Consider the following 16,751-nt stretch of genomic DNA (forward strand, 5'->3'; position numbering starts at 1 on the left):
ATCAGATCAACCCGGTCTCTTCATCATCGATCAACTGACTCAACCCGCCCAGTGCTTCCCGGGCCTGGGTACGGTCCATCAACTTGGCCTGGGCCGCCGGCGGCAGGTCGGTGACGCGGATCACGCCTTTGCTGGTCAGCACCTGAATCAGGTCGTCGAGTACCCGGATCATTTCCAGGTCGCTCTGCTTGAGCTGCTTGAGGCTGTTTTCCACCGCGGCGTTGGCAAACCAGGCCTGGATTTCATGGTGGTCGGCCGGCAGCGTTTCCGTGGCCTCGGCCCAGGCGGCAGCTTCCACGCGAACCAACTGACCCTGCGCATCGCGTTGCACGTAAAACATTGAGCATCCCTCAGAAATGAACCCGCGTCATGCTGTCAGCAGCATAGCCAACTGCGCGCGAGTATGCGGTGCGCCGACGAAATCGTCACCGGGGTGATGGGCGCAAACGTGACGGCCGCCCCATTGGGGCGGCCGTTTTGTTCACGCATCAGCTGTTGTTGTGGTCGACCTTGATGGTCGGATCGCTGCCGGCAATCAGGTTGTGAATGTTGGCAGTGGACCAGTTGTTGCCTTCCAGTTTGATCGTCACGTCCGGTGTGGCGGCTGCGGCATCACCCGAGTTGAACTTGCCGCCAGAGCTGACTTGCAGCGACGACACGCCGTCGACCGTGGTGATCTTCAGGAAGTTGTCGATGGTGCTGCCGGTCTCGCCCTGCAACAGATCACGCAGGTCGATGCGGTCGCCTTCGCTGGCCTTGAAGTCCTTGATCACGTCGTTGCCGGTGTCGCCTGCCTTCCAGACGAAGGTGTCGGCACCGGAACCACCGATCAGGATGTCGTTGCCCGGGCCACCGATCAGCGTGTCGTTGCCGGTACCGCCGAGCAGGATGTCATTGCCCTTGCCGCCGTCGAGCAGGTCGTTGCCGCCCGAGCCGAACAGGATGTCATTGCCCGCGCCGCCCAGCAGCGTGTCGTTGCCGTCATGGGCACCGGACACATCGAACGCCTGATAGTGCTCGGTGATGTACTGGTGCACGTTGCTGGTGGTGACTTTGCTGACATCGACGCCGGTCTGCTGCGCGACGAACGCCTGCATCGCCTGGTAACCCTCGCCGGCAATGCCGTTGAAGCTCACCAGATCGCCGAACAGGATGTCGTTGCCGTCGCCGCCGCTGACGGTGTCGTTGCCTGGCATCGTCGCCTCGGTGTGGCCGATGATCGAGTTCGCCAGATCCTTGGGATCGATGTTGGTCTGCGGGTTGTGATCGCTGTCGTAAGGTTTCAGATCGTTGAGGCTGACGCCGCTGTTGATACCGATGGCCTCGACGTTCGACAGCCCGCTGAGCAGCGCGAAGCCGCTGTTGGCGTTGTCGGTGGTGGCCGACGTGGTGCTGTTGCCGCTACCCGCCAGGCTCGACAGCTCATAGGTGCCGTCGCCCTGGGCGTGGATGGTGCCCAGGCTGTTCCAGCTCCAGTTGCCGTTCTTCAGCGTTTGCAATACCACGGCGCCGGCAGTGTTGATGCTCAGGTAGTGGGTGCTGTCGATGTAGGTGCTGAAGCTGTCGCCCAGTTTGTAGTTGCTGGTCTTCACCACGTCGTCGAGCTTCACGTTGCCGTACAGCGTCGGGTTGGTCTGCTCGCCGCTCTGGTAGTAGGTCGGCTGGCCGTCGGTGATGAAGTACGTGAGGTTCTTCGCCCCGGTGTTGGCCAGCGCTTCAGTGCTCTGGAAGAAGTTGGCCGTGGCTTTGAACACGTCTTCATAGTTGGTGCCGCCGCCGGAGGTCATCGAGTCCAGCACGGCTTTGAGCAAGGTCAGCGCATTCGGGTCGTTGAGGTTCACCGACACCGACTTGTTGACCTGGGTATCGAAGTCCACCAGGAAGATGTTCACCGTGCCCGAGTTGTTGCCCATGCTCTGCTTGAGGGTGTTGAACACCGACGTCAGCGAGTCCTTGGCGGCGTTGATCGACGAGGCGCTCATGCTGCCGGAGCTGTCGACCATGAACGCGATGTTGTAGTTGGTGCCCGGCACCACGGTCAGGCCGCCGATGTCGGCGACCATGATGTCGTTGCCGTCGGTACCGGTGAAGGTGTCGTCACCCGAGGTGGCGACCACCGCGTTGTAGACCGCCGGCACCACGGTGACCGGAATGGTCGCGGTGGTGCTGGCCGAGCCGCCCACGGCCTCGGTGGAGGTCGAGGTCACGGTCAGGTTGAACTGGCCGTTGTAGTAGGTCGGCGGAGTCACGGTCAGGGTGCCGAGGTTCCAGCCGGTGACGTTGGCGTCGCCGCTGGTGGCGGTCACGGTGAAGCTGTGGCCTGCGCCGTCGCTGAGGACCGATCCGACCGGTGCGCCGCTGATCTTGATGCTCAGGGTTTCCGAGCCGTCGGTGTCGGTCAGCGCGGTGCTGATCGACGACAGTTTCACGGTGGTGCCTTCGGCGCCGGTGTTGAGTTTGTAGCCGTCGTAATAGCCTTCGCCGTTGCTGCCGTGCAGGTCGGACACTGTCACGCCTGCGTTCACCAGATCCGTCACGCCGGTGTAGATCGGCACGCCGGCACTGCTCAGATCGATCGGCGTGCTGCCGTTGACCGACAGGTTGACGTCGTAGCTGCCCGGACCGCTCTGGTTGTGGTGGTAGATGTCCAGGGTGTAGTAGCCGCTGGTGGTCGGGGTGAACGAACCGTTGAGGTTGCCGCCCGCGCCCCACGTGGTGGACGCCACGCTCTTGCCGCCGATGGTCACCAGCAGGCTGTCATCGCCAGTACCGGTGAAGGTGTAGGTCTTGCCGGCTTCCAGATAGATCAGGCCCGAAGTCTTCGATGCGGTGCCGGCGGTCACGCTGCCGTCGGATTGCACGTTGGTCACGGTGCCGCTGGAGTTCGGTGTGCCGGCGCCGTCGATCACGTTTTTCAGCGTGGTCGAATTCGCGCCGCTGCCGTCGGTGCCCAGGCCCGACAGGCCGGTCCAGACTTCCTTGATCAACCCGGTGGACTTCACGCTGTTATCGGCAACCGACAGGGTCGGTGCATCCGCCACTGGCGTGATGTCGATCTTGATGGTGCCGGTGTTGCCCAGCAATTGGCCGTCGGTTGGCTGGAACTTGATCTGTGCGTAGTCAGCCTGGTTGTTGCCCAGGCCGGTGCCGCCGTAACCGTTCACGCCCGACTCGTTGGCATCCGGCATGAAGCGCAGCTTGCCGGCGTCGATGTCGGCCTTGCTGAAGGTCTGGTTGGTGGCGACGTCTTTCCAGGTCGAACCGTCCAGATACTGCAGTTTGCCTTCGCCCGGCAGCTGGGTGATTTTCACGCCCAGGCTCGAGGCCGGGCTGTCCACGTCGCTGACGCCGAAGGTCGACCAGCCGAGAATCAGCGGGGTGTCTTCGGTACCGGTGACATTGACCGGAGCGGCGACCGGCGCGTCGTTGACCGCCACCACATTGACCGTGGTGGTGGCGACGTTGGAGTAGTTGCCGCCATCGGTGACGGTCACGGTGATGATCCGTGGCACGGTGCTCGGGTCTTCACTGCTGTTGGTGAAGCTGATGTTCTTGATCTGCTGCATGTAGTCGGCCAGCGTCGCATTGCCCGACAGGGTCAGCGTGATCGTGCCGTTGGTGCTGTTGGCATTGATGGTGATGCCGTTGACGCTGTTGCCCAGATTCAGCGCATCGCCGTCCTGACGGTTGGTCAGCACGATGGTGGCGCCGGTCAGCATGGTGCTGTCCGGGTCGGTGATCTTGATATCGGTGTCGGCAATCGACACACCCGCGCCCGGGGTGTTCTCGGTGAAGGTCACCTTGTAGTCGGCCCCGGTGGCGCCGCTGGAGTTGTTGGCGTCGAGGTCGATGACCGGTGGCGCATCGTTGTCGATGATCGAGGTGCTGACGCTGCCGTTGGTGCTGCTGACGGCGAGGTTCTCGAAGTTGCCGCCGGTGGCCGAGTCGATCTTGACCACGAAGTTTTCGGTGCCTTCGGTGATCTTGTCGTCGATGGTCGCAACGTTGAAGGTCGCGGTGCTTGCACCGGCCGGGATCTTCACGGTGTACACGCCGGTGAAGTCCGAACCGTCGGCGGCGGTGCCGCTGTAGACGATTTTCAGGGTCACTTCGGTTTGCGCCGGGTGGGTCAGGCTGACGGTGTAGCTGGCGGTCTGGCCTTCGGTCACCGAGGTGCTGCCGGTGATGCTGACGGTAGTGGTGTCGATGGTGTCGGTGACGCTGGTCACCGCTGGTGTGTTGCTGGTCACCAGGTTCTCGAAGTTGCCACCGGTGGCGTTGGTGATCGAGGCCTGCACGTTGCCGGCGTCCTTGTAGACGTCATCGGCTGGCGCAGGAACGGTCACGGTGCCGGTGGTCTTGCCGGCGTCGATGGTGATCACGGCGCCGTTCGACAGGGTCACGGTCACTGGCGAGCCAGCGGCGTTGGTCAGTGTTGCGGTGTAAGTGATCGAGCCACCCTCGGCCACGGTGCCGGTCGCGGTGAGCGACAGGTTGGTGGTGTCGATGGTATCGGTGACCGTAGTCGAAACCGGCGTCTTGTCGGCCACGAGGTTTTCGTAGTTGCCGCCAGAAACGTTGGTGATCGAGTTGGTCAGCGGTGCATGCCCGGTCAACGCGTCGTTAGGCGCGGTGGTGGTCACGGTGCCGGTGGTCTTGCCGATGTCGATCGTGATCGACTGACCGTTGGACAGGGTCACGGTCACTGGCGAACCGGTTACAGGCGCACCCACGGTCGCGGTGTAGACAACGTTGCCACCCTCGGCCGCTGTTGTGGTCGCAGTCAGCTTCACGGTGGTGGTGTCGATGGTGTCGGTGACGCTGGTCACCGCTGGCGTGGTGCTGGTGACCAGGTTCTCGAAGTTGCCACCGCTGGCGTTGGTGATCGTGGCCTGCACGTTGCCGGCATCTTTGTAGACGTCATCGGCTGGCGCAGGAACGGTCACGGTGCCGGTGGTCTTGCCGGCGTCGATGGTGATCACGGCGCCGTTCGACAGGGTCACGGTCACTGGCGAGCCAGCGGCGTTGGTCAGCGTTGCGGTGTAAGTAATCGAGCCACCTTCGGCCACGGTGCCGGTCGCGCTGAGCGACAGGTTGGTGGTGTCGATGGTGTCGGTGACCGTAGTCGAAACCGGCGTTTTGTCGGCCACGAGGTTTTCGTAGTTGCCGCCAGAAACGTTGGTGATCGCGTTGGTCAGCGGTGCATGACCGGTCAGCGCATCGTTAGGCGCGGTGGTGGTCACGGTGCCAGTGGTTTTACCGATGTCGATCGTGATGGTCTGGCCGTTGGACAGGGTCACGGTCACTGGCGAACCCGTTACAGGTGCACCGACAGTCGCGGTGTAGACAACGTTGCCACCCTCGGCCGCTGCTGCGGTCGCGGTCAGCTTCACGGTGGTGGTGTCGATGGTGTCGGTGACGCTGGTCACCGCTGGTGTGTTGCTGGTCACCAGGTTTTCGAAGTTGCCGCCCGTGGCGTTGGTGATCGTGGCCTGGACAGTGCCGGCGTCTTTGTAGACGTCATCTGCCGGGGCTGGAACGGTCACGGTGCCGGTGGTTTTACCCGCCTCGATGGTGATCACGGCGCCATTGCTCAACGTTACGGTCACCGGAGTGCCGGCAGCGTTGGTCAGGGTCGCGGTGTAGATGATCGAACCACCTTCGGCAACCGAATTGGTAGCACTCAGGGACAGGTTGGTGGTGTCGACAGTGTCGGTCACGGTGGTGCTGACCGGTGTCTTGTCGGCCACCAGATTTTCGTAGTTGCCACCGGTTACGCCGGTGATCGCATTGGTCAGCGGTGCATGACCATTCAACACGTCGTTAGGCGCAGTGGTGGTGACAGTGCCGGTGGTCTTGCCGACTTCGATGGTGATCGACTGACCGTTCGACAGGGTCACAGTCACTGGCGAACCCGTCACCGGGGCGCCCACGGTCGCGGTGTAGGTGACAGTGCCACCTTCGGCTGCCGTCGTGGTCGCGGTCAGCTTCACGGTCGTGGTGTCGATGGTGTCAGTGACGCTGGTCACCGCTGGCGTGGTGCTGGTCACCAGATTTTCGAAGCTGCCACCGCTGGCGTTGGTGATCGTGGCCTGCACGTTGCCGGCGTCTTTGTAGACGTCATCGGCTGGCGCAGGAACGGTCACGGTACCCGTGGTTTTGCCGGCTTCGATAGTGATCACCGCGCCGTTGCTCAGGGTCACGGTCACTGGCGAGCCCGCGGCGTTGGTCAGGGTCGCGGTGTAGGTGATCGAGCCGCCCTCGGCCACGGTGCCGGTCGCGCTGAGCGACAGGTTGGTGGTGTCGATGGTGTCGGTGACGGTGGTCGATACCGGGGTTTTATCGGCGACCAGGTTCTCGTAGTTGCCACCGGTCACGTTGGTGATCGCGTTGGTCAGCGGCGCGTGGCCGGTCAACACATCGTTCGGTGCGGTGGTGGTCACGGTGCCGGTGGTCTTGCCGACTTCGATGGTGATGCTCTGGCCATTCGACAGGGTCACCGTGACGGGTGAACCGGTCACAGGGGCGCCGACAGTCGCGGTGTAAGTGACGGTGCCGCCTTCAGCCACGCTGGTGGTGGCGGTCAGTTTCACGTTCGTGGTGTCGATGGTGTCAGTGACGCTGGTCACCGCTGGCGTGGTGCTGGTCACCAGGTTTTCGAAGTTGCCGCCGGTGGCGTTGCTGATCGTGGCCTGGACAGTGCCGGCATCTTTGTAGACGTCGTCGGCCGGTGCAGGAACGGTCACGGTACCGGTGGTTTTGCCGGCTTCGATGGTGATCACGGCGCCGTTGCTCAAGGTCACGGTCACCGGAGTGCCCGCAGCGTTGGTCAATGTGGCGGTGTAGATAATCGAACCGCCCTCGGCGACCGAATTGGTGGCGCTCAAGGACAGATTGGTGGTGTCGACGGTGTCGGTCACAGTGGTGTTGACCGGTGTCTTGTCGGCCACCAGATTTTCGTAGTTGCCACCGGTCACGTTGGTGATCGCGTTGGTCAGCGGTGCGTGGCCGTTGAGCGCATCGTTTGGTGCGGTGGTGGTGACGGTGCCGGTGGTCTTGCCGACTTCGATGGTGATCGACTGACCGTTGGCCAGGTTCACAGTAACCGGCGAGCCAGTCACAGGCGCACCCACAGTCGCGGTGTAAGTGACTGTGCCGCCTTCAGCCGCCGACTCGGTCGCGGTGAGTTTCACCGTGGTGGTGTCGATGGTGTCGGTGACCTGGGTCACGGCCGGAACGGTGCTTGGCACCAGGTTCTCGAAGTTGCCGCCCGTGGCGTTGGTGATCGTGGCCTGGACAGTGCCGGCGTCTTTGTAGACGTCATCTGCCGGGGCTGGAACGGTCACGGTGCCGGTGGTTTTACCGGCTTCGATGGTAATCACGGCGCCGTTCGACAAGGTCACGGTGACTGGCGAGCCAGCAGCGTTGGTCAGGGTCGCGGTGTAGATGATCGAACCACCCTCGGCGACCGAATTGGTGGCGCTGAGGGTCAGGTTGGTGGTGTCGACGGTGTCGGTGACCGTGGTCGAAACCGGGGTCTTGTCGGCTACGAGGTTTTCGTAGTTGCCGCCCGTCACGCCGGTGATCGCGTTGGTCAACGGCGCGTGACCGGTCAACGCATCGTTCGGTGCGGTGGTGGTGACGGTGCCGGTGGTCTTGCCGACTTCGATGGTGATCGACTGACCGTTCGACAGAGTTACGGTCACTGGCGAACCGGTCACCGGGGCACCCACGGTTGCGGTGTAAGTAACGGTTCCGCCTTCAGCCGCCGACTCGGTCGCAGTGAGTTTCACCGTGGTGGTGTCGATGGTGTCGGTGACTTGGGTCACGGCCGGAACGGTGCTTGGCACCAGGTTCTCGAAGTTGCCGCCTGTGGCCGTCGAAATGGTCGCTTCGACTTTGCCGGCGTCCTTGTAAACGTCATCGGCTGGCGCTGCAACGGTCACGGTGCCGGTGGTTTTACCGGCTTCGATCGTGATGACAGCGCCGTTGCTCAAGGTCACGGTCACTGGTGTGCCGGCAGGATTGGTCAGGGTCGCGGTGTAGACAATCGAGCCGCCTTCGGCCACGGAGCCAGTGGCGCTCAGGGTCAGGTTGGTGGTGTCGACGGTGTCAGTCACGGTGGTGCTGACCGGCGTTTTGTCGGCCACGAGATTTTCGTAGTTGCCACCCGTCACGCCGGTGATCGCGTTGCTCAGCGGCGCGTGGCCATTGAGCGCATCGTTCGGCGCGGTGGTGGTCACTGTGCCGGTGGTTTTGCCGACTTCGATGGTGATCGACTGACCGTTCGACAGAGTTACGGTCACTGGCGAACCGGTCACCGGGGCACCCACGGTTGCGGTGTAAGTAACGGTTCCGCCTTCAGCCGCCGACTCGGTCGCAGTGAGTTTCACCGTGGTGGTGTCGATGGTGTCGGTGACTTGGGTCACGGCTGGAACGGTGCTCGGAACGAGGTTCTCGAAGTTGCCACCGGTTGCATCCTTGATGGTGACTTCGACTTTGCCGGCGTCTTTGTAGACGTCATCGGCTGGAGCGGCAACAGTCACGGTGCCCGTAGTCTTGCCGGCCTCGATGGTGATGACGGCGCCGTTCGACAGGGTCACGGTCAGCGGCGTGCCGGCCGGGTTGGTCAAGGTGGCGGTGTAAACGATCGAGCCACCCTCGGCCACGGTGCCGGTCGCGGTCAGCGACAGGTTGGTGGTGTCGACGGTGTCAGTCACGGTGGTGTTGACCGGGGTTTTGTCAGCTACGAGGTTTTCGTAGTTGCCGCCCGTTACGTCGGTGATCGCATTGGTCAGCGGTGCATGACCGTTCAACGCATCGTTCGGTGCGGTGGTGGTCACGGTACCGGTGGTTTTGCCGACTTCGATGGTGATCGACTGACCGTTCGACAGGGTCACGGTCACTGGCGAGCCAGTCACAGGCGCGCCAACAGTCGCGGTGTAAGTGACAGTGCCGCCTTCAGCCGCCGACTCGGTCGCGGTGAGTTTCACCGTGGTGGTGTCGATGGTGTCGGTGACCTGGGTTACGGCCGGAACGGTGCTCGGCACCAGGTTCTCGAAGTTGCCGCCCGTGGCCGTCGAAATGGTTGCTTCGACTTTACCCGCATCTTTGTAGACGTCATCGGCCGGAGCCGGAACGCTGACGGTGCCGGTGGTTTTACCGGCTTCGATGGTGATGACAGCGCCGTTCGACAGGGTCACGGTCACCGGAGTGCCGGCTGGGTTGGTCAGGGTCGCGGTGTAGACGATCGAACCACCCTCGGCCACGGAGCCAGTGGCGCTCAGGGTCAGGTTGGTAGTGTCGACGGTGTCAGTCACGGTGGTGCTGACCGGGGTCTTGTCAGCTACGAGGTTCTCGTAATTGCCGCCCGTCACGCCAGTGATCGCGTTGGTCAGCGGCGCGTGACCGTTGAGTGCATCGTTCGGCGCGGTGGTGGTGACGGTGCCGGTGGTCTTGCCGACTTCGATGGTGATCGACTGACCGTTCGACAGGGTCACGGTCACCGGCGAGCCAGTCACAGGCGCACCCACAGTCGCGGTGTAAGTGACAGTGCCGCCTTCAGCCGCCGACTCGGTCGCGGTGAGTTTCACCGTGGTGGTGTCGATGGTGTCGGTGACGTTGGTCACGGCTGGAACGGTGCTTGGCACCAGGTTCTCGAAACCGCCACCGGTGGCGGTCGAAATGGTTGCCTCGACTTTGCCGGCATCCTTGTACACATCGTCCGCAGGAGCCGGAACGGTCACGGTGCCAGTGGTCTTGCCGGCTTCGATGGTGATCACCGCGCCGTTCGACAGGGTCACGGTCACCGGCGTACCAGCCGGGTTGGTCAGGGTGGCGGTGTAGACAATCGAGCCACCCTCGGCGACCGAATCGGTGGCCGTCAGGTTCAGGTTGGTCGTGTCGACGGTGTCCGACACCGAGGTGTTTGCCGGTTTGCTGTCGACCGCCAGGTTTTCGTAGTTGCCACCGGTGGCCTTGTCGATGGTCACGCTCAGCGAACTGCCGCCAGCCAGCGGGCTGTTCGGCGCGACGAAGTTCACGGTGCCGGTGGTCTCGCCGACGGCGATGGTGATGGTCTGGCCGTTGGACAGGGTCACGACGACCGGCGAGCCGGTCACTGGCGCCGTCACGGTCGCGGTGTAGACCACGGTTTCGCCTTCGGCGACATTGGCGGTAGCGGTCAGCGACACGGTGGACGTGTCGATGGTGTCATTGACGGTGGTGACCGCCGGGGTGGTGCTGGTGACCAGGTTTTCGAAGTCGCCACCGGTCGCGCCCTTGATGGTCGTTTCGACGGTGCCGGCGTCCTTGTAGACGTCGTCCTTCGGTGCATCGACGGTCACGGTGCCGGTGGTTTTGCCGGCCTCGATGGTGATCACGGCGCCGTTGCTCAACGTCACGGTCACCGGGGTGCCGGCGGCGTTGGTCAGGGTCGCGGTGTAGGTGATCTGGCCACCTTCGTTGACTGCCGGCGTCGCGCTCAGGGTCAGGTTGGTGGTGTCGACAGTGTCGGTCACGGTGGTGCTGACCGGTGTCTTGTCGGCTACGAGGTTCTCGTAGTTGCCGCCGCTCACGCCAGTGATCGAGTTGGTCAGCGGTTCGTGACCGTTGAGTGCGTCGTTCGGTGCGGTGGTGGTCACGGTGCCGGTGGTTTTGCCGACTTCGATGGTGATCGACTGACCGTTGGCCAGGGTCACGGTGACCGGCGAGCCAGTCACAGGTGCGCCAACCGTTGCGGTGTAGGTGACGGTGCCGCCTTCAGCTGCCGACTCGGTCGCGGTCAGTTTGACGGTCGAGGTGTCGATGGTATCGGTCACTTCGGTGACGGCCGGAACGGTGCTTGGCACCAGGTTCTCGAAGTTGCCGCCGGTGGCGGTCGAAATGGTTGCTTCGACTTTGCCTGCATCTTTGTAGACGTCATCGGCCGGTGCCGGAACGCTGACGGTGCCGGTAGTTTTGCCGGCCTCGATGGTGATCACGGCGCCGTTCGACAGGGTCACGGTCACCGGGGTGCCGGCCGGATTGGTCAGGGTCGCGGTGTAAATGATCGAACCACCCTCGGCCACCGAGCCAGTGGCGCTCAGGGTCAGGTTGGTGGTGTCGACGGTGTCGGTCACGGTGGTGCTGACCGGGGTTTTGTCAGCCACGAGGTTTTCGTAGTTGCCACCGGAAACGTCGGTGATCGCGTTTGTCAGCGGTGCATGGCCGTTCAGCGCGTCGTTAGGTGCTGTGGTGGTGACGGTGCCGGTGGTTTTGCCGACTTCGATGGTGATCGACTGTCCGTTGGACAGGGTCACAGTCACAGGCGAACCGGTGACAGGCGCGCCGACGGTGGCGGTGTAAGTGACGGTGCCGCCTTCAGCTGCCGATTCAGTCGCGGTCAGTTTGACCGTGGTGGTGTCGATGGTGTCGGTGACTTCGGTGACGGCCGGAACAGTGCTCGGAACCAGGTTCTCGAAGTTGCCGCCGGTTGCATCCTTGATGGTCACTTCGACTTTACCGGCGTCTTTGTAGACGTCATCGGCCGGTGCCGGAACGCTGACGGTGCCGGTGGTTTTACCGGCCTCGATGGTGATGACGGAGCCGTTGCTCAACGTCACGGTCACCGGGGTGCCGGCCGGGTTGGTCAGGGTCGCGGTGTAGACGATCGAACCGCCTTCAGCTACAGAATCGGTGGCGCTCAGCGTCAGATTGGTAGTGTCGACGGTGTCGGTAACCGTGGTCGAAACAGGGGTTTTGTCAGCAACCAGATTCTCGTAATTGCCGCCGCTCACGCCAGTGATCGAGTTGCTCAGTGGCTCGTGACCGTTCAACGCGTCGTTCGGCGCGGTGGCGGTCACGGTGCCAGTGGTCTTGCCGACTTCGATGGTGATCGACTGACCATTAGCCAGCGTCACGGTGACCGGAGAACCGGTCACGGGTGCGCCCACAGTCGCGGTGTAAGTGACGGTGCCACCTTCAGCTGCCGACTCGGTCGCGGTCAGTTTGACCGTGGTGGTGTCGATGGTGTCAGTGACTTCAGTGACGGCCGGAACGGTGCTTGGCACCAGGTTCTCGAAGTTGCCGCCGGACGCATCCTTGATGGTGACTTCGACCTTGCCGGCGTCTTTGTAGACGTCATCGGCAGGGGCCGGAACGGTCACGGTGCCGGTGGTTTTGCCCGCTTCGATGGTAATGACGGAGCCGTTGCTCAACGTCACGGTCACCGGAGTGCCTGCGGGGTTGGTCAGGGTCGCGGTGTAGACGATCGAACCGCCTTCGGCCACCGAGCCAGTCGCGGTCAGCGACAGATTAGTGGTGTCGACAGTGTCGGTGACCGTAGTCGAAACCGGGGTTTTGTCAGCCACGAGGTTTTCGTAGTTGCCACCGGAAACGCCAGTGATCGAGTTGCTCAGTGGTTCATGGCCGTTCAACGCATCGTTCGGCGCGGTGGTGGTGACGGTACCGGTGGTTTTGCCGACTTCGATGGTGATGGTCTGGCCGTTGGCCAGGGTCACGACAACCGGCGAACCCGTCACTGGGGCACCAACGGTGGCCGTGTAGGTGACGGTGCCACCTTCGGCTACGGACGTATCGGCGCTCAACTTCACGGTCGAGGTGTCGATGGTATCGGTGACTTCGGTTACGGCCGGAACAGTGCTTGGCACCAGGTTTTCGAAGTTGCCGCCGGAAGCGTCCTTGATGGTCACTTCAACTTTGCCGGCGTCCTTGTAGACGTCATCGGCCGGAGCCGGAACGGTCACGGTGCCCGTGGTCTTGCCAGCTTCGATGGTGATGACGGAGCCATTGCTCAACGTCACGGTTACCGGGGTGCCGGCCGGATTGGTCAGGGTCGCGGTGTAAACAATCGAACCGCCCTCGGCCACGGAGCCAGTCGCGGTCAGCGACAGATTGGTGGTGTCGACGGTATCGGTCACGGTGGTGCTGACCGGCGTCTTGTCGGCCACGAGGTTTTCGTAGTTGCCGCCGCTCACGCCAGTGATCGAGTTGCTCAGTGGCTCATGACCGTTCAACGCATCGTTCGGCGCGGTGGTGGTCACGGTGCCGGTGGTTTTGCCGACTTCGATGGTGATCGACTGACCATTGGCCAGGGTCACGGTGACTGGTGAACCGGTCACTGGCGCGCCCACTGTGGCGGTGTAGGTGACGGTGCCGCCTTCAGCAGCGGATTCGGTTGCGGTCAGCTTCACCGTGGTGGTGTCGATGGTATCGGTGACGTCGGTGACGGCTGGAACGGTGCTTGGCACCAGGTTCTCGAAGTTGCCGCCGGACGCATCCTTGATGGTCACTTCGACTTTGCCGGCGTCTTTGTAGACGTCATCAGCAGGTGCTGGAACGGTCACGGTGCCAGTGGTTTTACCCGCTTCGATAGTGATGACGGAGCCGTTGCTCAACGTCACGGTCACTGGCGTGCCGGCCGGGTTGGTCAGGGTCGCGGTGTAAACAATCGAACCGCCCTCGGCCACGGTTCCAGTCGCGGTCAGCGTCAGGTTGGTGGTGTCGACAGTATCGGTCACGGTGGTGCTGACCGGAGTCTTGTCGGCCACGAGGTTTTCGTAGTTGCCGCCAGTCACGCCAGTGATCGAGTTGCTCAGTGGCTCATGACCGTTCAATGCATCGTTCGGTGCCGTGGTGATCACGGTGCCAGTGGTCTTGCCGACTTCGATGGTGATGGTCTGGCCATTGGCCAAAGTGACCGTCACTGGCGAGCCGGTCACAGGCGCGCCCACGGTCGCGGTGTAGGTGACAGTGCCACCTTCAGCAGCGGTTTCGGAAGCGGTCAGCTTCACGGTCGTCGTGTCGATGGTGTCAGTGACTTCAGTGACGGCCGGAACGGTGCTTGGCACCAGGTTCTCGAAGTTGCCGCCGGAAGTGTCCTTGATGGTCACTTCGACTTTGCCGGCATCTTTGTAGACGTCATCGGCAGGGGCTGGAACCGTCACGGTGCCGGTGGTTTTACCCGCTTCAATGGTGATCACCGAGCCATTGCTCAGGGTCACGGTCACCGGCGTACCGGCCGGGTTGGTCAATGTAGCGGTGTAAACGATCGAACCACCTTCGGCCACGGAGCCAGTGGCGCTCAAGGTCAGGTTGGTAGTGTCGACGGTATCGGTCACGGTGGTGCTGACCGGCGTTTTGTCGGCCACGAGGTTTTCGTAGTTGCCACCGGAAACGCCGGTGATCGAGTTGCTCAGCGGCGCCTGGCCGGTCAGCACATCGTTTGGCGCCGTGGTGGTCACGGTACCGGTAGTCTTGCCGACTTCGATGGTGATCGACTGACCGTTGGCCAAAGTGACAGTCACTGGCGAGCCGGTGACCGGTGCACTCACCGTGGCGGTGTAGGTGACAGTGCCGCCTTCCGCGACCGACGTATCAGCCGTCAGTTTGACGGTCGAAGTGTCGATGGTATCGGTGACTTCGGTGACGGCCGGAACAGTGCTTGGCACCAGATTCTCGAAGTTGCCACCGGAAGCGTCCTTGATGGTCACTTCGACTTTGCCGGCATCTTTGTAGACGTCATCGGCTGGCGCAGGAACCGTTACGGTGCCAGTTGTTTTACCGGCCTCGATGGTGATGACGGAGCCGTTGCTCAACGTCACGGTCACCGGGGTGCCGGCCGGGTTGGTCAGGGTTGCGGTGTAGACGATCGAACCGCCCTCAGCCACAGAGCCGGTAGCGCTCAGGGTCAGGTTGGTGGTGTCGACGGTATCGGTCACGGTGGTGCTGACCGGGGTCTTGTCGGCTACGAGGTTCTCGTAGTTGCCGCCCGTTACGCCAGTGATCGAGTTGCTCAGTGGCTCATGACCGTTCAACGCATCGTTCGGCGCGGTGGTGGTCACGGTACCGGTGGTTTTGCCGACTTCGATGGTGATGGTCTGGCCGTTGGCCAAAGTGACGGTGACCGGCGAACCGGTCACTGGCGCGCCCACCGTAGCGGTATAAGTGACAGTACCGCCTTCAGCCGCCGACTCGGTCGCGGTCAGTTTGACCGTAGTGGTATCGATGGTGTCGGTGACTTCGGTGACGGCCGGAACGGTGCTCGGCACCAGGTTCTCGAAATTGCCGCCAGTGGTACCGGTAATGCTGACTTCAACTTTGCCCGCATCCTTGTAAACGTCATCGGCAGGCGCCGGAACGGTCACAGTGCCAGTGGTTTTGCCCGCTTCGATGGTGATGACGGAGCCGTTGCTCAACGTCACGGTCACCGGGGTGCCGGCCGGATTGGTCAGGGTCGCGGTGTAGACGATCGAACCGCCTTCAGCCACGGAACCGGTAGCGCTCAGCGACAGGTTGGTGGTGTCGATAGAGTCGGTGACCGTGGTGGTCGCCGGCGTTGTGTTCGGTACCAGGTTTTCGAAGTTGCCGCCGGTAGCGCCGGTAATCGTGGTGCTGACGGTGCCACCGTTGTTGTAGACGTCATTCGGTGCGGTCGGCACGTTGACGCTGCCGCTGGTCTTGCCGGCTTCGATGGTGATGGTCGAGCCGTTCGACAGGGTGACGGTCACCGGCGTCTGTGCCGGGTTGGTCAAGGTCGCGGTGTAGGTGATCTGGCCGCCTTCGACCACGGTGCCGGTGGCTGTCAGGGTCAAACCGGTGGTGTCGATCGAGTCCACAATCGTGGTGACGGCCGGCGTCGGGTTCGGCACCAGGTTTTCGAAGTTGCCGCCGGTTGCGCCCGTAATCGTGGTAGTGACGGTGCTGCCGTTGTTATAGACGTCATTCGGCGCGGTCGGCACGTTGACGGTGCCGGTGGTCTGGCCGGCGCCGATGGTGATGGTCGAGCCGTTGGACAGGGTGACGGTGACCGGTGTCTGCGCCGGGTTGGTCAGTGTCGCGGTATAGGTGATCTGGCCACCTTCGGTGACGCTGTTGCCCGCCGTCAGGGTGACGGTGGTGGTGTCGATGGTATCGGTGACCTGGGTCACGGCCGGGGTGGTCGGCACGGTGACGGTAATGCCGTTGCCACCGGTGGTGCCGGTGACGGTCACGTTGATCTGGGTCGGGTCGTTGTAGACCGTATCGTTCGGTGCCAGTGGCACGTTGACGGTGCCGGTGGTGGAGCCTGCCGGAATCACGATCACCGAGCCGTTGGACAGGGTGATGGTCAGGTCGGTCAGCGGCGCCTGGGTCAGGGTCGCGGTGTACACCAGCACGCCGCCGGCTTCGGTGATGGTCGGCGTGGCGCTGAGGCTCAGGGTCGAGTCGCGCAGGGCGTTGGTGGTGGTGTCGGTGGTCTGGCCACCGGTGATGTTCTGGGCGGCCTGGCCACCGGAGTTGATGCCTGCGGTCGGGAAGCCGATGGTCGGGTCGACACGGCCCGCGGTCGCATCGAGCATCACGAAACTGTGGCCGCCACCGGCAGCACCGCCCGTGCCTGCGGCGCTCGGGCCGGCAGCGGTGGCTTCAAGGGCGGTGGTCGGGTCAGCGCCGGCGGCGATGGCTTGTTGCAGTTCTGCAACGGACGGCGCGGCTTGCGCAGTGGCCTCGGCCAGATCGGTGCTGGAGTCCGGAGTGCTGGCGCTCCACTGCGTGTCGCGGCCCAGGTCCAGGGTGCGGCCATCGGCCAGTTCCAGGGACACCGCGCCGGAAACGCCGGTATCGACCTGATCACCGACGAACAAGCGGTCGCCTTCAACGAGTACGCGACGGACGCCCTCTGGGGACACCACGAAAACCTGACCGACAATGCTTTTGACGATGGCAACAACACTGCTCATTGAAGACTCTCCGGGTGTCACGTTCAGTTG

The 16,751-nt window shown here is 62.9% G+C and carries 2 protein-coding genes; both read right to left on the reverse strand.

Annotation, left to right across the window (positions count from 1 at the left end; genetic code table 11):
• Position 1 precedes the first annotated feature (1 nt).
• Positions 2-340, reverse strand: coding sequence for a tryptophan synthase subunit beta (locus IF199_RS00675; RefSeq protein ID WP_096823040.1), 339 nt, complete (start codon positions 338-340; stop codon positions 2-4).
• A 148-nt stretch (positions 341-488) separates the two neighbouring features.
• Positions 489-16,721, reverse strand: a complete 16,233-nt coding sequence (locus IF199_RS00680) for a LapA family giant adhesin (protein WP_192559436.1) — start codon at positions 16,719-16,721, stop codon at positions 489-491.
• Positions 16,722-16,751: the final 30 nt, after the last annotated feature.

Source organism: Pseudomonas allokribbensis (assembly GCF_014863605.1).
GTDB lineage: Bacteria > Pseudomonadota > Gammaproteobacteria > Pseudomonadales > Pseudomonadaceae > Aquipseudomonas > Aquipseudomonas allokribbensis.

Excerpts from the sequence above, each read along its gene's own strand:
- IF199_RS00675 (WP_096823040.1), bottom strand. The coding sequence starts at position 340 with ATGTTTTACGTGCAACGCGATGCGCAGGGTCAGTTGGTTCGCGTGGAA.
- IF199_RS00680 (WP_192559436.1), bottom strand. The coding sequence starts at position 16,721 with ATGAGCAGTGTTGTTGCCATCGTCAAAAGCATTGTCGGTCAGGTTTTC.